Below are 21795 nucleotides of genomic sequence, written 5' to 3'. Positions count from 1 at the left end.
CCCCCCCTACAAATTTATTAATCCTCTGATATTCAGAATGCTACACAAATATTTCCCTTGTGTTATGCACTTCAAGTTTGTATCTTGATAAACTTCGGGCAGCCTTATCTGCCGACGCCTTAACCAAACCTAACCACCATGGAAACATTAGAGTACCCGGTAAAGACCCGGGAAATGCACAATCATCATTTTGATTCTACCGCCTGGAATGATTTCAAGTTTCGTGACGACGATATCATAATCGGCTCCTATGCCAAGTCAGGAACCACCTGGACGCAGCAGATCGTTTGTCAGCTCCTTTTCAACGGAGAAGAGCATCATAACGTCGGAGCTCTATCCCCCTGGCTTGATCTGCGGGTTCCGCCTACGCCCGTAAAACTTGAGATGCTTGAAGCGCAGCAGCACCGCCGTTTTGTAAAAACACACCTGCCCGTCGATGCGCTGGTTTATTCTCCGAAAGCCAAATATCTCTATGTCGTAAGAGACGGGCGCGATGTGGTATGGAGCCATTACAACCACCATGCTAATGCAAACGAAAACTACTATGCGGCGTTGAACGGTCCCGGACTGGTAGGTCCGCCAATAGAGCCTCCCACCGATGATATAGTTGAATATTACCGGGAATGGCTTGAAAAGGATGGATTCCCATTATGGTCTCAGTTTGAAAATGTTAAAAGCTGGTGGGATATCCGTGATTTGCCCAACCTGAAGCTGCTTCATTACAATAATCTGAAGAAAGACATGCCGGGTGAAATCCGGAAGCTGGCCGAATTTCTTGAAATACCCATCAATGAAGATAAGTGGGATGCCATTATCGAACACTGCTCATTCGACTACATGAAAAATCATGCGGAAGATTCCGCACCCCTGCAAGGCGCCATGTGGAAAGGCGGCGCCCAGACCTTTATCCATAAAGGCACGAATGGAAGATGGAGGGATGTCCTCAGCGAGGATGATTCAAAGCGCTATGAGGATATGGCCTATGAACGACTAGGTGAGGAGTGTGCTCGTTGGTTGCTTACGGGGGAGATGTAGCCCTTTGGTTTAGTCAGTAGTCAGTGGTCAGCCCCAAAGGGGTCCGCCTCAGGCGGATAGTCAGTAGTAGTAGGGGATCCTGAAACCCCGAAGGAATCCCGTTGGGACGGCTCCGGCCTGCCAACCGGGAGGCAGGGATCTCCTTGTCCTATTTAAACAGATCCCAGTCCGACTCCCGGATAGATCCCTTGACAGGGCCTTCCGGGAGTACCACTGGGATGACGATCGAGAGAGGACCGGCCTGGGCCACACGTCCCCCCTCGAGGGGGGATTAAGGGGGGTGTCTAACCTCAAGGGGGACGTAGGCATGCCCATCCACTCACCGTCATCCCGGTCGAACGCCCAAAAGTGGGTCGTGGTTAGGAACTTACGACCAGATGAATAGGATGGCCTGGGCCATGTCTGAGGAGGCAATGCCGACGAGTTTTCCCGAAGGGATCCCCATGGGAGGGCCAGGCCTAGATTTTTTGCCTACTTTTTCACTCAGCCTTCGCGTAGCCGCTTCGGCGAAGCACGGTCAATGGAAAAAGTAGGGCCAGCCCGGCGAGGGCATTCGCCCGCCTGGCTGCGTGCGCCGAAATGCAATGAAGGTGTGCAAAGGCAACCTTTTTACCTTATTTCCGTCTATTTTTAAAACTCAAAAAACCTATGCTCCAAAACTACCTCAAGATTGCGGTGCGATCCCTGCTAAAAAATCGTTTTTTCACACTCATCAATCTTCTCGGACTATCACTAAGCATGGGCGCGGCCCTGCTGATTTTCCTCTACACCTCCCACGAACTTACCTACGATACGTTTCATTCCAAGAGCGACCGCGTCTTCCAGGTGAAGGGCAAAATGAACTACGGAGGCATGGAAATGCAGATGTCCGGCATGAGTAGTATGTTCGGACCGCGGGTGACGGAAGAAGATCCCCGTGTGCAGAATTCTGTACGCATGATCAACCCCGGAAAAACAATCATCAAAAATGAGCAGGATGAAGCGTGGTTTGTGGAAAATGCCCATTTCGTCGATCCGTCTTTCAGCGAGGTTTTCGACTTCGAATTTACCAGGGGAAATCCGAAAGAACTTGGTCAGCCTGGCAAGGTATTCCTTACCCCAACCATGGCCAGTCAGTATTTCGGAACGCATGATCCCCTCGGAAAAACACTTTACTACGACCGGAAATATCCGCTTACTGTCGCGGGAATCGTGGCGGAGGCTCTTTCCAATTCATCCATCCGGTATGATATGCTGATTTCTTTTCAGACCCTCGAGACTATTGATGAAATGAAAGGCACCCTCGATAATGAGAATGTGTCACTGGGATCGTTTCTAACCTATCTTGAGCTTGACGAGCCATCCAGTAAGGCACAGGTCGAAGAGTCGATAGAAAAAATTGCGATGGAATCAGCCGACGAAAGCTATGTCCTAGACTCCATGGAGGATGTTTACCTCGGTGGAAATGACGTATTCAGTCCGATGCGGATTTACCTGTTCGCACTGCTGGCCATAGGACTTCTCATCGTCGTTCTGGCCCTAATTAATTATATCAATCTCGCCATTGCACGTTCAACGGCACGTTCGAAGGAAGTCGGAATACGTAAGGTGAATGGGGCATCAAAGCGCTCCCTTGTGTTCCAGTTTTTCCTGGATTCATTCCTGATCATCAGTATTGCATTTACGCTTTCGCTGATACTGCTGATGTATGTTCGTCCGTACATGATTTCTTTCCTGGATAAACCGCTGGATATCGAATACCTGCAGACGCCAATATTCGTCGGCATCGTTGCCGCGATTTTCATCGGAAGTGTGATACTGGCCGGCAGCTACCCTGCATGGATCATGGCCCGTTTCAATCCTGTGTCGATCATCAAGAGTAACCGCACAGGAGGAGGGAAGAACAGTTTCCTTCAGAAGTCTTTCACGACGTTTCAGTTCATGGTATCGATCGGACTGTTACTGGCGACCCTGGTGATCATCGATCAGCTGAAATTCATGAAAAGTCAGGAGATCGGACTGGATAAAGACCAGGTTTTGGCTATCAACCTGTCGCCGAATAAGCAGCCGGTGGGTTTTGAATATATGAAGAATCAGATCAAGGATATGCCGGGGATTTCGGGCGTTGCCCTCAGCTCGCTCTCTCTTTTCAAAGGGGGATATTCCATTTATTTCACCACGGTACCGGATACGGATGAACAGATCTCCCTCAGCGTGATGAATGTGGATGAGCAGTTTGCCGAACTGATGGGTATTGAATTTGAACATCGGTTCGAGGAAGTTCCGTTGCGCGGAAATCTGCTGGCCAATGAGACGGCGGCGGGAAGGCTGCATATTTCGACGGATTCCCTGAGCAAGGAAATGGCGATCGGACCGTCGGTGGCCAGGATTGCCGGGATCACAAAGGATTTCAATTACAGTTCCCTGAAGAATGAGATCCAGCCGATGGTGATGGAGGTGCATTCAGATACCTCGCGGACGATGATCGAGTACGGCGGATCGCTGTACGTGAAGATTCAGGAGGGTACGGATGTGAAGGAAGCCCTTGCGGGGATCCAGGCAGAGGTTGATAAATTTCAGCCGGATGCGCCCTTCGATTATTACTTCCTGGATGAGGCGTTCAACAATTTATATAAATCCGAAGAGCGGATGGCGACCATGCTGTCGGGCTTTACTTTCCTCGCGATCCTGATCGCTGCTATGGGCTTGCTCGGAATGATCACGTTCACGCTGGAGCGGCGTGTACGGGAGATCGGCATCCGCAAGGTGCTGGGTGCTTCCGGCCGGCGTATCATGCTGATGGTCATGGGCGAGTATTTTGTGATTTTCGTCGTAAGCGCATTGCTGGCTGTACCGGCTGCCTGGTGGGTCATGGAAAACTGGCTTACCAGTTTCACCTACCGGATCGACATTGGCGCATCACAGGCGATTCTTGCGATCACACTGGCCCTGCTGGTAGGCTTTGGCACCATTGGCTTGCGCACGTGGCGTGCTTCCAGGGCGAATCCTGCGGATAGTTTGAGGACGGAGTGAACAATTCATCCTTAACGTCATCACTGTCCGGTCGTAGGTTCCTACCTACGACCAAATCATGGTTTCATTTGAACAAGGAGCGTACCTACGGCACGCGATCATAAAGCGACATGGCTATCTAAACAGAGAGCGTACCTTCGGCACGCCATATACCTGTAACGTCATCCCCGCCTTCGCTATGCTACGGCCGACAGGCCGGACTGTCTCCGGCGCTCTGATAACCAGTAGTTTCCACTCGATTCTGGTCGTAGATTCCTATCTACGACCAAATAAATAAAGCATAAGGTCGTAGGTAGGAACCTACGACCAGATTTAGCATAGACACCCCCCTAGCCCCCCTCAAGGGGGGACGTAGGCATGCCCATCTACTCACCGTCATCCCCGCCTTCGCTTATACCCTTCGCCAAGGCTTCGGCTATCGAAGAAAGCTTTGGCGGACGCGCCGGCGGAACTCACATCCTGGTAGTTGAGTCCTTGAAGGCAGAGATTAGGCGTGCCGTAGGTACGCAATATGGGTAGCAGTAATTTAGTTTTTCGTCCAGCGTGCCGTAGGTACGCTCCGTGTGTAAAGAAGACCCTACAAAAACAACGGCCGAATATAATCCACCACCCATTGCCCGAGGAGGCTTCCCGGGTAAAGGCTGAGTGCATATGCGATAAGTGAAACCACCGTGGCTTTAAACACCCGGCGATAGGCCAGCAGGTCATATGCCAGTATGGAGAGAATGGGGATGATAAATAGAAACAGCACAAAATAAATGACCTCGCTGGGAGCAATGCCAGTCAGTTCCCAGAAGCGTGCGATACCAGCCGGACTTAACATGATCATACTCATCAGAAAATAGCGCTTATGCGCATGTGCCTTTTTCCGGTTGACAAATCCCAGCGTTGCATAGATCAGCCCCATGATAAATAATACGATCTCGGAACTCATTATTTCAAAGGGTATCTCTTCTTCCGGTGTATTCACCCGGAAAACAGCATAGATGCCAGTCAGGAAGACGCCAATAACGATTGGTATTCCGGATGGTCCGAGGATCATGTGCCATTTTACCTTTTTGCCGGTGATCAGAAGGCATTGTACGCCAAACAATGCATACCACAAGCCCCCGAAGACACCATGTATGACGGCGATCAATGGTAATCCGCCTTCATTTTCTATACGCACAGAAGCAGTGTATGAGAACCCGATAAACTGCGTGATCAGGAAATAAAAGGCGTAGAAGAGGAAGAAGTAGTGGTCTGACTTTTTTGTGGGGATCGATTTGAGCTTCATTAGGGGTGAGATTGATTCCAGATTATAACATAATTAATTTATGGTTAAGATTTTTACTGAAGCCTTGAAAATGTGTGGAATACGATTGGTGTTGGCGGAAGGCTGTTCCGCCTGTCCTCCTACCTAACGGTAGGTAAACCGGCAGGCAGGGATCTCCTGTTGTATGCAATGAACTGGGGGATCCTGAGACAAGCTCAGGATGACGATGAAGAAGGACCGGCCCGGGCCATGTCCGAGGAGGCAAGGCCCACCCCCAACCGTCTCCCCGCCTTCGCTAAAGCTACGGCGGACATGCCCGCCTGCCCGGCTGTGTGCGCCGAAATGCAATGAAGGTGTGCGAGGGCAATAACCCGGCTGGTTAAGCCTTATTTCCTCCCCGCCAACCGCCTCATTCCATCAAACCTCTCCCGCATTTCTCTCAGAACCTCACCATAGGCGCGATCACCCGCAAGGTTCAACAGCTCCTCCGGATCATTCTCATGATCATACAATTCTTCATGGGTGCCTCCTGCTTCATTTTCCCATCGCGTATATTTCCACCGAACACCGGTCAGGGCGCCGTCTCGTCCTCCATAGCTCACAGTGTACGCATAACGTTCTTCTGCCTGACGACCCGCCAGCATCGGCACGAGGCTTTTCCCCTGGAGAATAGGAGGCAGGCTGTCCTGTAGTCCGCACAATTCCGCGAGGGTAGGATAGAGGTCGATCAGCTCTACCACCTGGTCTGCTAACGATCCGTTGCTTTGTTTATACGCCGGAGCCGAGATGATCATCGGAACGCGGATACTTTCTTCCCAAAGGCTTGTCTTTGACCAGCAGTCATGTTCACCGAGATTAAAGCCATGATCCGAAATGAATATTACAATAGTATTTTCCCGGGCGCCTGAGCGGTCCAGTGCATCCAGCAGCCTGCCCACCTGCTGGTCCATGAACCGTACGCTGGCCAGGTAGGCACTGATAGTTTTTCGTTGCTGTTCCTCGGACATACCCCAGACATGCTCATTTCGCAGCCGCAGTGCCTGATCCGGCACATTTTCCAGTCCGCTCACTTCAGGCAATTCCATCGATTCGGCAGGATATTGGGCGAAGCAATTCTCTGGTGCGATCAGGGGGACATGAGGCCTTACCAGTCCGACTGCCAGGAAAAAAGGTTTATCTGCCTTGAACTTTACCCGGTTGGTGGCACCATCCGGGATCTTACCGGTCCGGTTTTCCAGGATGGCGATAGCCTGGGTAGTGGCCACATAATCTGTTTGGCCAGTCTCAAGTTCGTCCGGAAGAATCATCCGCGCGAAATTGGAGCCGTAATGATTATTCTTGGGTGACAGCAATTCCAGTTTTCCCGGACTCATGGTTTCGGGACCCATCACATTGTGCGCATAATCCCAGGACTCCGGGATATCACCGCCTGTTTCCCCCCGTTCAATTCCGCCGGGGACGCCCATATGAAAGATCTTGGAAACACGGGCTGTGTAATAACCCATTTTTCGGAAGAATTCGGCCAGTGAAGGGTGGTCTTTTAGTTCCGGCGTAGCGGCTTTATAGCTGCCCAGCTGGAAGCCATTTCCCAGAACGCCATTGGTTTCGGGATATAATCCACTCATAAAGGACGACCTTGACGGTCCGCATACAGGGTATTGCGAATACGCCCGGGTAAACTTCACTCCCTGTTTGGCAAGCCTGTCAAGGTTCGGCGTATGATCGCTGACGTCCATGTAAGGGCCGATTTTGGTATTCAGGTCATCCGAAACGATCAACAGGATGTTGGGTTGCTGCGCTGAAGCATTCAAGCCGATCAGGATGAAAAACAGCGAGAAGAGGACTCTTGTCATTTTAGTTTCAGGTTGAAAATGGCGTTGACAATATAAGTGAAATATTCTTCGACACCTCCATACGTCCCCCCTCGAGGGGGGATTAAGGGGGGTGTCTTCCCTCAAGGGGGACGTAGGGGATGACGATAAAGAAAAAGGCCTGCCCGGCTCTGTACGCCGAAATATAATGAAGGCATGCTCCGTACGCCGTAATATTATGAAGGCGTGCTCTGTACGCCGAAATATAATGAAGGCATGCTCTGTACGCCGAAATATAATGAAGGCATGCTCCGTACGCCGAAATCTAATGAAGGCATGCTCCGTACGCCGAAATCTAATGAAGGCGTACGAGGGCCCAACTATTTTTGTTTGTAATCATTCACTTCGAGCCAATATCCATCCGGGTCCTGGAAGAAGGTCTGCCGCACCCCATCCGGACGTTGCTGAACCTTGTGTTTTTCGCCTCCGCCGAGAGTGCCATACCAGATATCATTCTTTTCTAAATGTTCGAGGAAGGAATCAAGGTCTGTAACACTCATGGCAAAATGATTAAATGTACTCGGGGCGATCGTCACACCCGGAACTTCACCCATATGCAGTTCGAGGTTACTTCCCAGTTGAAGGAACGCCTGGTTCTCCGGAAGCCATGGAGCATCGATTTGTTTCAGTCCGAGGATATCCATATAAAATTCTGAACTTTCAGTGAAATCACTGACGACTAATGTGACATGCTGTAAGGTGATGTTTTCCAACATCTTATTTTGCGCATTCAGACTTCCAAAAACCATGAGTAGAGAGCATAAAGGAATTATTATCCATTTTGAGAACTGATTTTTCATGATGATTAAGGGGTTGGTGAGTGTTCCTTATAATAACATAAAAAACTGAGATTTATAAATTCGTTGCCGGACATAGTAGAAGACTTAGAATGCCCGTAAAGTGTTTGGATGGAAAGGCATACGTTGACATGGACTGCACGATTATTTCCGCCCACTGAAAATGAGTACTTTATTACTCTTCACAATTAACCACTTTTCAACCCGACAATCATGAATCATGTAGAGCACCTTAAGGGCTTGGTTCAGGGTCGCCCGGGGGATCACATTTTTACATTTAAATAGATCACAGTCCGGCGCCCGGATGAATCCCTGGATCGGGATTTCCGCGAGTAATCCTGGCCCGACTCCGGCAGCTTTAGTCGCTCACTGCTCATAATATTTAATGGCATGGAAAATATGCATATTTATTACCAACATATTGGATTCATAGGATACGATATTCCCGTATTCGTCGACTTTGAAATTATTATACCTACTGTTTAAGGTAGTGGGCTCTTCAGCGTCCGCGGAGTACCATTTTCGCGTTACAATCCATAGTCCGTCATATATATACTCTTCTTTCCATCCCCATGGCTCGTCCCATTGTATGATTCTTCCGACCGAATCCAGTTTTACTACCGCCCTTATTTCGTTGGATTCATTGATGATTTGGTAGGTACTATCGTCAATCCAATTATACTTCTCGCGGGTGACGGAATCATTTCTTATTTCTGCACTTACCACTTTACCATCTTTATGAAAATAGGTGGTGGCCGTATTAAAAATTGAATCACTCACAGACAAGGTCTCTCCATTTTTATTAAAGTGAATGATTCGGGTATTCATATGATTTTTTTCATTGGTGAATGAGTTGACCCGAAAAGTGGTTTCAGTTATTTCTTTAACCGGCCCTTTCAGCCCAATCATTGATTTGCTGATATATTGTGAATGAACAGTGCCATTCAGCATAATGAAAAATGACATGATAGAAATACGTAGAATCAGTCCTGTATAGTCTATTTGGAATTTCTTGAGCTTCTTATTCATTATGATTTGAATTTAAAAGTCATAGTATTATAATAATAAAAATATAATTGAAATATAAGATCTCCATTGAATAGGATTCTTAATATAATTTTTATTTGATCTACTATATACTGCCTGTTCAGGAGTGGGTTGCAAGACTTTATTTAGGCTGAAGTAATAGGTAAATCCACTGAAAATGAGTACTTTATTACTCTTCACAATTAACCACTTTTAAACCCAACAATCATGAATCATGTAGAGCACCTAAAGGGCTTGTACGCGGCATTTGGCCGTGGCGAAGTGCCCACAGTACTGGGAGCAATGGACCCCCAGATCCAATGGAATGAGGCCGAAGGAAATCCGTATGCCGCCTCCGGTACCTTAAACGGACCCGATGACGTCCTGAATAAATTATTCATGCGTCTCGTCGAGGAATGGGATGATTTCACCGTGACGCCAAAGAAATTTTACGGCCTCGGGGATACTGTCGTTGTAGAAGGCCGCTATACCGGAACGTATAAGGAAACCGGTAAGAGCCAGGATTCACCCTTCTGCCATGTCTGGAATTATGAAAATGGTAAAATCAAAACCTTCCAGCAATACACCAACACTGCCGCGCTGCAGGAAGTGATGGGGGTAGCCGTGTAGAGCAGGTAATAGGGTGTAGGGAGACTGCCAGCTCATCTGTGCTCGATTAACCTTGAGTTTGTCCGTCCAGTGCCAAAATTCATCCCTTCCTTCAGGGTAGGGACGGGGTATGGATAACCAATGATAACGATTAATTATCCGGTGCCGTGCCAACAGCATCCCTTCGGAGTAGGTACGACGCATGCCTGCAAAACGCTGTGATGTTTTATCTAAATAGGCTCAGGCACTCTATAACAATGAAATCTCTGGCTACGTGAAGGCGCAGTAAAAAATGCGTGCTGAAGGTACGCTACATATGTAGCAGGAATTTGGCTCTTATTGATGCGTGCCGTAGGTACGCTCCGTGAAATAGGCCTCAATGGGAAGTCTTCGGATAGTGACCCACCTTTGCTCATACCCTTCGCGGGGCGGAAACCCGCCTTCGCCAAGGCTATTGCGAATGACCCACCTACGCCAAGGCTACGGCGGGTAGAAAAAAAGGCGCCTCCAGTAATGGAGGCGCCCTAACCTTGAACTTAATCCTAACTTTAACCTTTAAATCTGTCCGGCGGCGATGTTACCGTTCGGTGCGCGGTTGATCGCGTAGCCTTCAACGAAAGCTGTTTCGTTCTCCTGATCGATGGATACTTTCACCCATCCGTTGTACGACTTGCCGTCTTTTACCAGCTTAATGCCGATGTACTGTGCTCTGTCGCCCGACCAGGTACCGCTCCATGATTCCCTGGAATCAGAGTAAACCTGCTCGATGATTTCGCTGGCGCTGGCCGACCAGGCCACGTTGCCCAGTTCCGCTACCGGCATTCCATCCTCGTTGATCGCTGCGCTTCCTTCAACCGAAAGCACTTCGTTTTTATTTAACGCATTCACAAGATATTTAGTGTGAATGTCCGCCTCGTTCGATACCATTACAGTAGTGAACATAAAATCATTGGTTCCATCCTTGTCTGCGTCCAGGTAGAAGCTGTTTCCGAATCCGAATGCAGCAGGTGTATCGTAAGCAACGTGCGCAATGACGTTGCGGCTTTTTTCAATTTCCTTCTTTTTTTCTTCACCTGATCCCCAGGCAATTGAAAGAAGTAATGCTGTTGCTAATAAGAGTTTCATTGTGTTGTTGTTTTGTTGTTTGACCTGTGTATTTGTACGTTAGACTACCGCTGTAGTTCCATTGTTACAGGCAAACATGATGAGCGTACCAACAACATGGTAAATGGATTTTAGCCGTGTTAAAAAACTGGATTCGCTTTACTTTTTTTAAGATCTTGTAAAACTTCCTGAGGTGTGTTCTGGTCTCAATAAATCACTACTGACTACTGACTACTGACTACTGACTACCTACCTGCCGGTAGGCAGGCTGACTACTTGCTAACCCTTCACTGCACATCGCATTAACTCTTTCGAGCAACACATCCACATCATTCCTTCTGATCTTGCCGGTCTCCCGAAGATACATATCGAGCGTTGAACAGGAATTAGCGAGTGTCTTGATGTATTTTTTTGGATTGATGCGTACAAGTCCTTCAGGGGTGACTTCAAAATAAATTTCACGAATAGAAATTACCGGAGTATTCGGACCGGTTTGCTGAACCTCTTCCTCGTAAGATTTGAAAACATTCACTTTACCTGAGGCCAGCATTGTGCCGATGGTGTGGCGATTATTGCGTAAATCGATAAGTGACAGGTATTCCTCATCTTCTGCGATCCGGATGGAAACGATATCTGATTTAGGCAGTTTGACCCTTTCCCCATCTGCCCGGCCTATGATATACTTTCGGTTGTCCTCCGGAAGGACCAGTGAACCTTTGAATTTGCTGAGACGGTCGGTGATCTCATATTGATCCCCACACTTCATGGTTACAATGATTTCCTGCTTTCGCTGTCCGTATGCGAATGCGCTGCTTAAAAGGATCGCCAGAATCAGTAACCGTTTCATTGCTTTGTTGGGTTGAATAAAGTTAATGCGATTTTGGATGAGAACCACATTTCTGATTGTTATTTAACCAAAACCTATGCCCAATTAACAATAAAATCCAGTGAAGAGTTTACTGAATGGCATACAAAGTCGCAAGCCGCGTCCCCCCTTGAGGGGGGTTAAAGGGGGTGTTTCCTCAAGAGTGAAGCAAAGGCAAGCCCGGTAGGCTGACTACCTACCTACGCTCAAGCTCCGGCAGGCGAGCTGACTACTGACTACTGACTATATCCTTCAGTTCCACCCAGGGAATATCAATAGTAGTCGGACCCGCAGAATACGGGGCGATCTCGTAATGGTTGAAATAGAACAGGATCTCATCCTTCAGCAACGCGAAATTATCCGGGTTGAAATACCGGTCGCCCTCAAATGAAAAGCCGCTGGAGGCAGGGTCTTCGTCGGCACCGAGATTCCTGATGTCGCGGAAGGTATTCAGCGAGATCTTATTCAGTATTTCTTCATAACCGGGTTTGAAAAGATCATCGAGTGTGATCTTGTCACCGGTAATCGGATCAAAATTCAGGAATTGTAAATTATAGTTGCCGTGCGCGCCGCCGGTATATGCTTCCGTCTGTATCCGGATCACCAAAAAAGCGCTGTCATTCCGAAGAACCTCACCGCTCACATTCATCTGCCATCCGAAGGCATCCGGAAAGCTGGTGGCGAGATTACGGTAATCGTCGATGAATACATCTGCCACGCCATTCAGCGACTGATCCTCTATGGAATCATATCCGAGAATTTCCATTATCGATGCCTCTATTTCAGCATTGATCTTATCTGATGCCTGTGTCCGTGCGGTATCGGCTACCGTCTGGTACAGAAATGCCACCGTCGTACAGGTACGTGAGGTATCTGTTTCGCAATTGCCGTACTCCCGGTTGATACTTTGTGTCTCAACCGTAAAAGGCGGGAAATATTCGGATGAAGGCGTTTCTGTTGGTGGACGTTCGACGTCACAGCTGCTGATGATCATTGCAGAAGCAAACAGCAGGATAAGTATTCTGTACATCATTATAATAATTCGTTCGCCAGGTTTGCCAGCTCACTTCGTTCCCCTTTCTCAAGTGTAATATGTGCATAGAGCTCATGATCCTTCACCCGGTCGATCAGGTAGGACAGACCATTGCTCTGCGAATCGAGGTACGGCGTATCGATCTGATAAATATCCCCGGTAAAGATGATCTTCGTATTTTCTCCAGCCCGCGTGATGATCGTCTTCACCTCGTGCGGCGTGAGGTTTTGCGCTTCATCCACAATAAAGCAGATGTTCGACAGACTTCGGCCACGAATGTAGGCGAGCGGTGTGATCACCAGCTTCTCCTGGTTCACCATTTCGGTGATCTTCGAATATTCCTTGTCAGACTCATGGAATTGGTTCTGAATAAACTTCAGGTTATCCCAAAGCGGCTCCATGTAGGGGTTCAGTTTCGATTTGATGTCACCCGGCAGGTAGCCAATGTCTTTGTTGCTTAACGGTACGATCGGACGGGCCAGGTAGATTTGTTTGAATTCACGCTTTTGTTCGAGTGCGCCGGCAAGAGCCAGCAGTGTTTTTCCGGTACCGGCCACACCCTGGATCGTTACGAGCTTCACATCCGGGTTCAGGATCGCATGGATCGCGAAGGTCTGCTCGGCATTACGCGGCTTGATGCCATAGACAGAGCGTTTTTCAACGTGTTCCACCTGGTCCATGATCGGATTGTAAAATGCGAGAACCGATTTCTTGCCGTTTTTCAGGATGTAGTAGCCGTTTTTGTTGGGCTTGCTGGTGCCAAGGCATCCGCGTGGCGAAATCGCGCCTTTTTCGTAAAGTTGATTGATCTTGTCAGGGCTTACCTTTTCGTTGATATTGATCCCCCGGTAAAGCGAATTTACGTTTTGAACTTTTCCGGTGTTATAATCTTCGGCCGGAAGGCCCAGGGATTTCGCTTTTAGACGCAGGTTGATATCCTTTGAAACCAGGATGACCTTTTTTGACGGGATTTCCTGCTGCAACTGCAGTGCGGCATTCAGGATCCGGTGGTCGGCCTTGTCCTCGTCGAATACCTCACTGGCGTCGATCTTGCTTTTGGAATACATCAGCACCTTGAACTTACCCTTGTTGGCCGAGCCATTGAGAGGGTTCCAGTCCTGAAGCATCTTGCCATTGGCAAGCTTGTCGATGAGTCGGGTGAATTCACGCGCCTCAAAATTCTTGGTATCGTTACCTTTCTTAAAGTTATCGAGTTCTTCGAGGACGGTGATGGGAATTCCCACATCGTGCTCCTCAAAATTCATGATCGAGTTGTGTTCGTAGATGATTACGGATGTGTCGAGGACGAATATTTTCTTCTCTTTCTGCCCGCTTTCAGTCTTCTTCGCTCTGGCCATAGGGGAGGGAAAAAATTAAATGCTAATTGATTCAAATTTAGGAATCTGTCGCAAAAGACAAACAACGAATGCGGTTTTAATTCAATATTTTATTTTGGGGATGCTTTTATGCATGGAGCTGTTATGCCAGGGACATAACCACCCACTTCCGTCATCCCTGTGGAACTCCCTGGGATCGGCGGCGATAGCCGGGGATAATCAGGGAGTCGGGCAGGCCTGCCTGCCGGTAGGCAGGGACCTTTGTCCGTCGCTAATCCTTTATTTGTTTGTGCCGAAAGGCTAGATGATGGATGAGTTTCTATCCTTTGTGAGGGCCCACTATAGATCCCAGTCCGACTCCCGGGCTAAACCCGGGAGATTCCACTGGGATGACGATAGAAAATGAAGGCGATTACAGGAGGCTACTTTTAGGACTCTACATACTGACTACCTACCTACGCTAAAGCTCCGGCAGGCGAGCTGACTACCTGCCTACGCTAAAGCTCCGGCAGGCGAGCTGACTACTGACTACCTACCTACGCTAAAGCTCCGGCAGGCGAGCTGACTACTGACTACTGACTACTGACTACTGACTGATAAAGGTCTCCCTTCTCCGTCGGCACGATCTTCAACACATTCGCCAGTACCAGCAGTATTAATGTGCGTGAGGCACTGTATCTTGATACCTTGGCGAGTTCGGCAAAACCATCGAGCGTGATTGTTCCGTTCTTTTCCAGGTAATCGAACAGCATCTTTTCCTTGTCGCCGTAGTTGAATTTGATATTCTTACCCTGCTTTTTCCGTCGGATGATCTCCTTCATTTCCCGGCTTGCCTGAACACTTTTGTCATCGGCCCGTACATAGGCACGCTTTCCCGGAGGCGGAACTTTCGCCCTCCGCCCGTTCACGAAGCGCGGGTATTTGTCCTGTTTCTCTAGGACGAAGTGCGGACTTTTACTGCTGCTGGGTATAAAAAACGATACCACCGAAAGGTCGTCGGTAAGCGGAACGATTTCCCATTTGTATTCAACCTTCGGCTGTGTGAGTTGATCTATCGCGGCCTCCAAAACATATACATGATCCTCAGGGTGCTTCAGACCCGGGATCGACCCGTCATCATCCACGCCGATGAATACATAGCCGCCATCGGAGTTGGCAAATGCCACCATCTCCCGGACGATCTTTTCCGGATGGGTGGCCTTTCGCTTGAATTCAACAGTATGCGTTTCCCCACCCTTAACGAGGTTTCGAACTTCTTTGATCGTCATATATTGAATTCGTCTTCATCATCATCGTCCTCATCGTCATCGAGTGAGAACATGCTGCTCAGGAGATCTTTGAATTGCAGTCCGCGCGCTAACGGATGTTTGCTCAGCATGCTGTATTCTGCCAGTCCGTGCAAGGCAAACTCCATCAGGAACAGTTTCATTGCCTTATCCTCTTTTTTATGGAATTTATCAACGAGCGCTTCCAGTCCGGGAACGGATTTCAACGTCTGCTCATATTCCTTGTCAGTAAAATCATTCAGCAGATCTACGGTATGCTCATCACCGAACCAGTTCGTGATTTCCTTATACGGATTATCGATCTTTTGCTTTCGCACTTTCTCGGGATCCGGAAAGAAATGCGTGAACTGAGTCCGGATCGCTTTTCCCACCAGGTTATGGGCTACTATACCCGGACCTTCCTGCTCGCCTTCATACACCAGCTCAACCTTTCCGGTAATGGATGGAATCACACCATAGAGGTCGCCTACGCGGACATGCGTTTTATTACCCTGGTGCAAAGCACGACGTTCAGCGGCGCTGAACAGGTTTTCCATTCCGGATATGGTCAGTCGGGCGGAAACCCCGCTCTTGGCATCAACATATTCACTCTCGCGCGCCTCGAAGGCAATCTGCTCCACCAGGTTCCGGGCTAAATCGGTCATAACGACCATATCATTCTGCTCCGGTTTGATGTGGGCTTCCTGGTCGGTGATTTTACGGCCAATCTCAATGGATTTGGGGTAATGGGTGATAATCTGACTGTCGATACGGTCTTTCAGCGGCGTCACGATACTTCCGCGGTTCGTATAGTCTTCGGGGTTAGCGGTAAAGACAAACTGGATTTCCAGCGGAAGACGTACTTTAAATCCGCGGATCTGCACATCACCTTCCTGCAGGATATTAAAAAGGGCCACCTGGATCCTTGCCTGCAGATCCGGAAGTTCATTGATCACGAATATTCCGCGATGTGCACGTGGAATAAGTCCGAAATGGATCACCCGCTCATCCGAATAGGGGAGTTTGAGTGTTGCGGCCTTGATGGGATCCACATCACCGATCAGATCAGCAATGGAAACATCGGGGGTTGCCAGTTTTTCAGTATACCGGTCATCCCTGTGCATCCAGGTGATGGGTGTATCATCGCCATGTTCTTCCACCATATCCATTCCATAGCGCGAAATCGGATCGTAGGGATCATCATTGAGTTCAGATCCCTTGATCACCGGGATATATTCATCCAGCAGCTGGATCATCATGCGCGCCATGCGTGTTTTCGCCTGTCCGCGTAAACCCAGCAGGTTGATATCGTGCATCGAAAGAATGGCACGCTCCATGTCGGGGATTACAGAGTCCTCGTACCCATGGATGCCCTCGAAGACATTATGTCCCTTCAGAATATTTTCCCGAAGGTTGTCCCGTAATTCCTGTTTTACACTGCGTGATTCGTATCCGCTCTCGCGAAGTTCACCGAGCGTCGATATTTTAGTTTGTTTCGTCATGTAAATTAAAAGTGTTTTCTCCGGTTGCGCCGGTAGTCTTCAAAGATCAGGTGGCCGAGTCCCTTGAGGCTGCTGTAATAGGCATTGCCATTATTGACCTGTGTAAATTCCTTCACGAATTCCTTCAGGTATGGATCTGAAGCAATCATAAAGGTGGTAATGGGTATATGTATTTTTCGGCACTGACGCGCCAGTGTTAAAGTCTTGTTCAGGATCTTGCTGTCGAGGCCGAAACTGTTTTTATAATACTTGAGACCTACCTTCAGGCACGTTGGCTTTCCATCGGTGATCATGAATATCTGTTTGTTCGCATTTTTCCGCCGGCGCAGCAGGTCCATGGCCAGCTCAAGTCCGGCTACAGTATTGGTATGGTACGGACCCACCTGCAGGTAGGGGAGGTCTTTCACCTCGATCTGCCAGGCGTCGTTTCCGAAAACGATCACATCGAGGGTGTCCTTGGGATATTTCCGCTTGATGAGTTCGGCCAGCGCCATGGCTACTTTCTTGGCGGGGGTAATCCGGTCCTCTCCGTAAAGTATCATGGAGTGGGAGATATCGATCATCAGGACGGTGGAGGTCTGGGTTTTAAATTCCTGCTCCATGACTTCCAGGTCGCCTTCTGTCATTCTGAAATCATCCAGTCCGTGATTGATCTGCGCATTTCGCAGGGAATCGGTCATGGAAATTTGCTCCAGGGTATCTCCGAACTGGTAATCCCGCCGGTCTGTACTGGGTTCATCTCCCAATCCGCCGTAATTTGTCCGGTGCTCGCCGCGTCCCGACTTTTTTAACTTGCCGAATATCTCATCCAGGGCACTGGTTCGTATGCGTTGTTCGCTTTTTGCGGTAAGCTCAAACTTGCCTTCGGGGTTCTCATCTGTGATATATCCCTTGTCTTTCAGGTCTTCAATGAAGTCGCCGATGCCATAGTTTTCACCGGTCATATTGTACTTTCTGTCAAGATTATTGAGCCAATTCAGGGCTTCAGACACATCTCCGGAGGTAATTACCAGCAATTGCAGGAAAATATCGAGCAATTTTTCAAAATCTGATTTCGACTCGTCGGGATCTGGAATAAATGTGGTAAATCGGTGTCCTAGCATGGTTTGGCGCCCTTTTCTGACAGGTGTTAAGATATAAACCGTGATTGCCTGGCTTCTGTTCCGGTGTTTTCAATAAACATAAAAGGTTTTTTTCATTTGTGTGTAAGGTAAGGGGGGGTTTTTGTAAACCTTGCGTGGTTATATTCCTCATCTTTGAATCATTAACAACCGGAAACTTTAAATTTTTTGAACTATGAGAAAGTCTGTATTGGTTTTGTTTGCTCTGGCTTTAGTTGTTTCTTCGTGTGCTACGTATACGTGTCCGACGTACACTAAAGCTCCGGAGAAGGAGAAAACTGAAAAAGACGTGAATCACCTGTGAGTTAATTCTTAGAAGATAATTTTGCTTTTTTAAGATATTCAGACTAACCATCTGGCTCGGTGAGATTTTTTAATACCGGTTAAGGGTACTGAAAAAGAGTGCTTGAAAAAAAGGCCTTCGAAAGAGGGCCTTTTTTCGTTCACATGATATCTGGATTCTTTCCTTTCCATATATTTTTTCCAAACCTGCTGATTTCGTGGAATTGAAACGTTCCTGGAACTATTTAATTCGTATACCTAATTTAAGTTTTTGAATTTTCAAACATTTCTGAAACTACAGTGTTTTCAACATTAAACTAAACACTGTATTATGGAATCTTTATATCTCGTAGACATCGTTGCTATTCCAAAGGACGATCCGGTTGCATTTACCTTCTTTACAGGGTACATGGCCATGTTTGCTGCTTCAGTATTCTTTTTCTTCGAAAGAAATACTGTTAGTGGGAAGTGGAAAACTTCATTGCTTGTTTCAGGTCTCATCACGATGATCGCTGCAGTGCACTATTATTACATGCGCGATTATTATGCAGCAACAGGTACCAATCCCACAGCACTTCGGTACATTGACTGGACGCTTACCGTTCCGTTGATGTGTGTTGAATTTTACCTGCTTACCAAGCCAGCCGGCGCAAAATCAAGCCTGCTTTGGAAACTCATTATTGCCTCAGCCTTTATGCTGGTGATGGGTTACATTGGAGAAGCATTTGTTCCCTTAAATGCAGATGGAACACCTGCGGACGGAGCATCTACCCACAGCTTCCTGTACGGAGCGCTTTCTACCTTGGGATATTTGTACATTCTTTACACCGCCTGGTTTGGTGAGGTGAAAAACCTGGCAGATGCTTCCGGTAACCCGACAGTGATCAGGGGAATTCGTATGTTGGCCTGGTTTGTTCTTGTTGGATGGGCTATCTATCCGATCGGTTACATGTGTATGCCAGGTGGCTGGCTGAACACAGCTCTTGGCTGGACTTCATCAAATGTTGATCTTTTTTATAACATTGCTGATGCGGTGAACAAGATCGGTTTTGGTCTGGTGATTTATTCAATTGCCAAATCAGACACAACAAGCACTGCAAACGCATAAGCACTGAAAAGAGGCCTTGCCTTCGGGCAGGCCTCTTTTATTCTCTATGAAAATCGATCCGATCAATATATTTTTACTTTCAGTAACAGCAGCCCTGGGAATACTGGTATTCATCTATCCTCCGGTACTGGAGTTCAGCTGGATTCTCTTTCTTTTTACCATCATTTTGCTGGGTATTCCGCACGGAGCGCTCGATCATGTTCTGTATTTAAAGAAAAATGGAAGTAAAAAACCGTGGAGATTCTACCTGTTCTACATTGGATTGATTGCCGCCACAGGATTATTCTGGTGGAATTTCCCCACTATAGCATTTATTTTATTTCTGATCATCTCGGCGTATCACTTCGGACAGTCCCAACTGTACCAGATAAACGGTCCGAAATGGTTGAAGAATCTTTTATTCCTGAGCTGGGGTTCATTTCTGCTTTCAATAATTATCTATACCAATCTCGATGAATGCATCCGGATTTTTTCATCGCTAGAATGGCTGAACCTTTCATTACTTAACAGCGGGATGTACTGGTCAGCCGTTATGACCGCTAGTTTTTTCGTGTTATTCGCTGGGGCAGCATACGCCGCTTTCCAGCGTTTTATCTCATTCAATAATCTTCTGTTTGAAGCCGGAACACTCGTGCTGCTCTGTTTTTTGGCTGTTTATTCCAATGCGGTCTTCTCATTTACCATTTATTTTGGTATCTGGCATTCGTTCCGTTCCCTGGTGATCGAATATGAATACGTTGCTGACAGGCAGCGCAAATCACGATTTATCCCATTCCTCAAAAGAATTTTTCCTTTCACGATTCTTGCGACTGCATTTTTGGCTGCAGCCCTCTTCCTGATGCCTCAGCAAATGACCGGCATATCCCCCTATATGATCTTTATTATTGTGATATCGATGCTCACAGTCCCTCATTTGATTGTAATGCATGACCTTTATGAAAAATTTTCCTAATTATGCATTATCCACTTTCACTGATATATGGATTACTCTGCGGCAAAGGATGAATTTATACGTGCATGGGGTACATTGGGTACTTCCTGGGGAATTAATCGTACCATGGCACAAATTTTTGCGCTGCTCCTAATCTCACCGGAACCCATATCGGTTGACGAGATCATGGGGGAGTTGAAAGTATCAAGAGGTAATGCCAGCATGAATCTTCGTGCCTTAATGGATTGGGGCCTGGCCCAAAAGACCTCTAAAAAAGGCGACAGAAAGGAATTCTACTATACCGACCGGGACACATGGGCATTGGCCCGGAAAGTGGTAGCAGTACGTCGGAATCGTGAAATTGAACCTATTCTGAATGTTCTCAGGGATGTTCAGCAAGTTGAACCAGGAGATGATGCGAACATCTCCGAATTTAAACGTGTTACCAGTGAACTGACGGAGGTTGTCAGGACCACCGACCAGGCTCTAAACCTCTTTATGGAATCGGATAAATCCTGGATATTGAAGAACCTATTGCAGATATTAAAATCAAGAGGCCGCCAAAAGTAAATCTTTGGCAGAGTTAAAATTCCCAAACAAACGTTTTCTTCTCACTTACGGCACTTCCAAGTTTTCGCTTGAAATTAAACAGGCCTTCGTTTTTTACACCCTTCTCCGTGGAAATACCCAGGTCCAGCAGGCTGTACCGATGCTGTCTGGCATAATAATACAGGCCCTGAATCAATGGCAGCATGCTGTTATGCTTCCGTTTTTCAGGGTTATCGCCATGGGAAATGTCATAGAGAATATTATCATTCACCCGTATACAGACAGAAGTGGAACGAAGGTCCGGACCATCAAAAACACCGAATAAGTGAAATATGTCCGGGAAGTGATTGAAATTACGGGTAAGTTCTTCGAGAGACAGTGTTTCGGGATACCCTTTTGCCTCACGGCTTCGGGTGATGAGATCAAATGCTGCCGGCAGATAATCCTTATCCAGTTTCCGGAATTGCCAGTTGCTCTTTCTTGCAAAGTTAAGGTGAGTACGCTCATCCGGATCAATGACGGTATCGAAGGGTTGGCCAGCAGGTTGATAGTAATGAGTAATATCGGTCCAGGCCACTTCAAAACCCCGCTCAATCAGGGCGCTTTCCATCAGGTCATGGCTGTAGGAATCGTAGCACTGGGGAAATGCATGGATCCGGCATTTAGTGATCTTGTTTTCAACCAGGAAATTGAACAGGACTTCCACCATATCTGCGGCATCCGACTCATCGGCAAAGGGAGCAAAATCAATACCTCCAAAGGAGCTTTTAGACATGCTTACTGCTTCATTTCCTGAAATGGAAATAAACATTCGGGCCCGCAGATCGCCGCTTTTGCGGGTAGAAAGGGTGTAAATATGGGGGTCTTTTCCATAACGCATCACAAACCGGTCTTCATGAAAAAAGAAGGTATTCAGCGATGCTTTTTCGGGGGGATGAATACCGGTTGGATAGTAAGGAAGAATCATTTGTAGTCAGTAGTCAGTAGTCAGTAGTCAGTAGTGGGAGTTTATAGTGATTAGTGATTAGTGTACGGTTCGCTAATCGTTCATCCAATTAACTTTTGGATTAATATAAGGAATTGTTGCTTTTTA

At 47.5% G+C, this 21795-nt stretch carries 19 protein-coding genes; 7 read left to right on the top strand and 12 right to left on the bottom strand.

Annotated features, from left to right (window positions below):
• Positions 1-138: 138 nt before the first annotated feature.
• Positions 139-1035, top strand: coding sequence for a sulfotransferase domain-containing protein (locus LDX50_RS17980; RefSeq protein ID WP_225698762.1), 897 nt, complete (start codon positions 139-141; stop codon positions 1033-1035).
• Positions 1036-1683: 648 nt separating this feature from the next.
• The gene (locus LDX50_RS17975; RefSeq protein WP_225698690.1) at positions 1684-4047 is read left to right on the top strand and encodes an ABC transporter permease; all 2364 of its coding nucleotides are present in this window, start codon (positions 1684-1686) and stop codon (positions 4045-4047) included.
• Between the two features lie 577 nt (positions 4048-4624).
• Here LDX50_RS17975 and LDX50_RS17970 read toward each other — a convergent pair.
• The 4 genes from LDX50_RS17970 to LDX50_RS17955 form a co-directional block, all read right to left on the bottom strand.
• On the bottom strand, positions 4625-5323 hold the full coding sequence (locus tag LDX50_RS17970; RefSeq protein WP_225698689.1) for a hypothetical protein: 699 nt from the start codon (positions 5321-5323) through the stop codon (positions 4625-4627).
• A gap of 365 nt (positions 5324-5688) precedes the next feature.
• The gene (locus LDX50_RS17965; RefSeq protein WP_225698688.1) at positions 5689-7155 is read right to left on the bottom strand and encodes a sulfatase; all 1467 of its coding nucleotides are present in this window, start codon (positions 7153-7155) and stop codon (positions 5689-5691) included.
• Between the two features lie 338 nt (positions 7156-7493).
• Positions 7494-7973 carry a VOC family protein gene (locus tag LDX50_RS17960; RefSeq protein WP_225698687.1) on the bottom strand — a complete coding sequence of 160 codons (480 nt, stop codon included), beginning with the start codon at positions 7971-7973 and terminating at the stop codon, positions 7494-7496.
• A 363-nt stretch (positions 7974-8336) separates the two neighbouring features.
• Complete coding sequence (locus LDX50_RS17955; protein ID WP_225698686.1) at positions 8337-8999, bottom strand: hypothetical protein; 663 nt, start codon at positions 8997-8999, stop codon at positions 8337-8339.
• 225 nt (positions 9000-9224) lie between these two features.
• Between LDX50_RS17955 and LDX50_RS17950 the strand changes: the two genes are divergently transcribed.
• Positions 9225-9626, top strand: a complete 402-nt coding sequence (locus LDX50_RS17950; RefSeq protein WP_225698685.1) for a nuclear transport factor 2 family protein — start codon at positions 9225-9227, stop codon at positions 9624-9626.
• 534 nt (positions 9627-10160) lie between these two features.
• On the opposite strand, the gene LDX50_RS17945 is transcribed toward LDX50_RS17950, so the two are convergent.
• From LDX50_RS17945 to LDX50_RS17930, 4 genes are all read right to left on the bottom strand, one after another.
• Positions 10161-10730 (bottom strand): hypothetical protein, encoded by a 570-nt coding sequence (locus LDX50_RS17945; RefSeq protein ID WP_225698684.1) that lies wholly within the window; start codon positions 10728-10730, stop codon positions 10161-10163.
• A gap of 217 nt (positions 10731-10947) precedes the next feature.
• Positions 10948-11556 (bottom strand): hypothetical protein, encoded by a 609-nt coding sequence (locus LDX50_RS17940; RefSeq protein ID WP_225698683.1) that lies wholly within the window; start codon positions 11554-11556, stop codon positions 10948-10950.
• Between the two features lie 247 nt (positions 11557-11803).
• Positions 11804-12607 carry a DUF3298 and DUF4163 domain-containing protein gene (locus LDX50_RS17935; RefSeq protein WP_225698682.1) on the bottom strand — a complete coding sequence of 268 codons (804 nt, stop codon included), beginning with the start codon at positions 12605-12607 and terminating at the stop codon, positions 11804-11806.
• Positions 12607-13965 carry a PhoH family protein gene (locus LDX50_RS17930; protein WP_225698681.1) on the bottom strand — a complete coding sequence of 453 codons (1359 nt, stop codon included), beginning with the start codon at positions 13963-13965 and terminating at the stop codon, positions 12607-12609. The genes LDX50_RS17935 and LDX50_RS17930 overlap by 1 nt, the downstream gene beginning before the upstream one ends.
• Before the next feature lie 112 nt (positions 13966-14077).
• Here LDX50_RS17930 and LDX50_RS17925 point away from each other — a divergent pair, with 112 nt between their 5' ends.
• The gene (locus tag LDX50_RS17925) at positions 14078-14248 is read left to right on the top strand and encodes a hypothetical protein (RefSeq protein WP_225698680.1); all 171 of its coding nucleotides are present in this window, start codon (positions 14078-14080) and stop codon (positions 14246-14248) included.
• 268 nt (positions 14249-14516) lie between these two features.
• Here the strand turns inward: LDX50_RS17925 and LDX50_RS17920 are convergent, their stop codons facing one another.
• The 3 genes from LDX50_RS17920 to LDX50_RS17910 are packed head-to-tail and all read right to left on the bottom strand — an operon-like array spanning position 14517 to position 17814.
• Positions 14517-15212: an AlbA family DNA-binding domain-containing protein gene (locus LDX50_RS17920; RefSeq protein WP_225698679.1), complete on the bottom strand. Its 696-nt coding sequence runs from the start codon at positions 15210-15212 to the stop codon at positions 14517-14519.
• Positions 15209-16711, bottom strand: coding sequence for a sigma 54-interacting transcriptional regulator (locus tag LDX50_RS17915; protein ID WP_225698678.1), 1503 nt, complete (start codon positions 16709-16711; stop codon positions 15209-15211). Before LDX50_RS17915 ends, LDX50_RS17920 begins: the two co-directional genes overlap by 4 nt.
• A gap of 5 nt (positions 16712-16716) precedes the next feature.
• A complete protein-coding gene (locus LDX50_RS17910) occupies positions 16717-17814 on the bottom strand; it encodes a vWA domain-containing protein (RefSeq protein WP_225698677.1) in 1098 nt (365 codons plus the stop codon).
• A gap of 631 nt (positions 17815-18445) precedes the next feature.
• On the opposite strand from LDX50_RS17910, the gene LDX50_RS17905 reads away from it, so the two are divergent.
• The 3 genes from LDX50_RS17905 to LDX50_RS17895 are packed head-to-tail and all read left to right on the top strand — an operon-like array spanning position 18446 to position 20723.
• Positions 18446-19222, top strand: coding sequence for a bacteriorhodopsin (locus LDX50_RS17905; RefSeq protein ID WP_225698676.1), 777 nt, complete (start codon positions 18446-18448; stop codon positions 19220-19222).
• Between the two features lie 46 nt (positions 19223-19268).
• The gene (locus LDX50_RS17900) at positions 19269-20174 is read left to right on the top strand and encodes a Brp/Blh family beta-carotene 15,15'-dioxygenase (RefSeq protein WP_225698675.1); all 906 of its coding nucleotides are present in this window, start codon (positions 19269-19271) and stop codon (positions 20172-20174) included.
• A gap of 27 nt (positions 20175-20201) precedes the next feature.
• Positions 20202-20723, top strand: coding sequence for a GbsR/MarR family transcriptional regulator (locus LDX50_RS17895; protein WP_225698674.1), 522 nt, complete (start codon positions 20202-20204; stop codon positions 20721-20723).
• A 13-nt stretch (positions 20724-20736) separates the two neighbouring features.
• On the opposite strand, the gene LDX50_RS17890 is transcribed toward LDX50_RS17895, so the two are convergent.
• Positions 20737-21669, bottom strand: coding sequence for a hypothetical protein (locus LDX50_RS17890; protein WP_225698673.1), 933 nt, complete (start codon positions 21667-21669; stop codon positions 20737-20739).
• Positions 21670-21795 lie beyond the last annotated feature (126 nt).

This window comes from Fulvivirga sedimenti, assembly GCF_020328055.1.
The sequence above is the reverse complement of the archived record's forward strand: the minus strand, read 5'-3'. Positions and strand labels throughout refer to the sequence as shown.

Coding starts and splice junctions, on each gene's coding strand:
- LDX50_RS17980 (WP_225698762.1), top strand. CDS start 139: ATGGAAACATTAGAGTACCCGGTAAAGACCCGGGAAATGCACAATCAT.
- LDX50_RS17975 (WP_225698690.1), top strand. CDS start 1,684: ATGCTCCAAAACTACCTCAAGATTGCGGTGCGATCCCTGCTAAAAAAT.
- LDX50_RS17970 (WP_225698689.1), bottom strand. CDS start 5,323: ATGAAGCTCAAATCGATCCCCACAAAAAAGTCAGACCACTACTTCTTC.
- LDX50_RS17965 (WP_225698688.1), bottom strand. CDS start 7,155: ATGACAAGAGTCCTCTTCTCGCTGTTTTTCATCCTGATCGGCTTGAAT.
- LDX50_RS17960 (WP_225698687.1), bottom strand. CDS start 7,973: ATGAAAAATCAGTTCTCAAAATGGATAATAATTCCTTTATGCTCTCTA.
- LDX50_RS17955 (WP_225698686.1), bottom strand. CDS start 8,999: ATGAATAAGAAGCTCAAGAAATTCCAAATAGACTATACAGGACTGATT.
- LDX50_RS17950 (WP_225698685.1), top strand. CDS start 9,225: ATGAATCATGTAGAGCACCTAAAGGGCTTGTACGCGGCATTTGGCCGT.
- LDX50_RS17945 (WP_225698684.1), bottom strand. CDS start 10,730: ATGAAACTCTTATTAGCAACAGCATTACTTCTTTCAATTGCCTGGGGA.
- LDX50_RS17940 (WP_225698683.1), bottom strand. CDS start 11,556: ATGAAACGGTTACTGATTCTGGCGATCCTTTTAAGCAGCGCATTCGCA.
- LDX50_RS17935 (WP_225698682.1), bottom strand. CDS start 12,607: ATGATGTACAGAATACTTATCCTGCTGTTTGCTTCTGCAATGATCATC.
- LDX50_RS17930 (WP_225698681.1), bottom strand. CDS start 13,965: ATGGCCAGAGCGAAGAAGACTGAAAGCGGGCAGAAAGAGAAGAAAATA.
- LDX50_RS17925 (WP_225698680.1), top strand. CDS start 14,078: ATGGAGCTGTTATGCCAGGGACATAACCACCCACTTCCGTCATCCCTG.
- LDX50_RS17920 (WP_225698679.1), bottom strand. CDS start 15,212: ATGACGATCAAAGAAGTTCGAAACCTCGTTAAGGGTGGGGAAACGCAT.
- LDX50_RS17915 (WP_225698678.1), bottom strand. CDS start 16,711: ATGACGAAACAAACTAAAATATCGACGCTCGGTGAACTTCGCGAGAGC.
- LDX50_RS17910 (WP_225698677.1), bottom strand. CDS start 17,814: ATGCTAGGACACCGATTTACCACATTTATTCCAGATCCCGACGAGTCG.
- LDX50_RS17905 (WP_225698676.1), top strand. CDS start 18,446: ATGGAATCTTTATATCTCGTAGACATCGTTGCTATTCCAAAGGACGAT.
- LDX50_RS17900 (WP_225698675.1), top strand. CDS start 19,269: ATGAAAATCGATCCGATCAATATATTTTTACTTTCAGTAACAGCAGCC.
- LDX50_RS17895 (WP_225698674.1), top strand. CDS start 20,202: ATGGATTACTCTGCGGCAAAGGATGAATTTATACGTGCATGGGGTACA.
- LDX50_RS17890 (WP_225698673.1), bottom strand. CDS start 21,669: ATGATTCTTCCTTACTATCCAACCGGTATTCATCCCCCCGAAAAAGCA.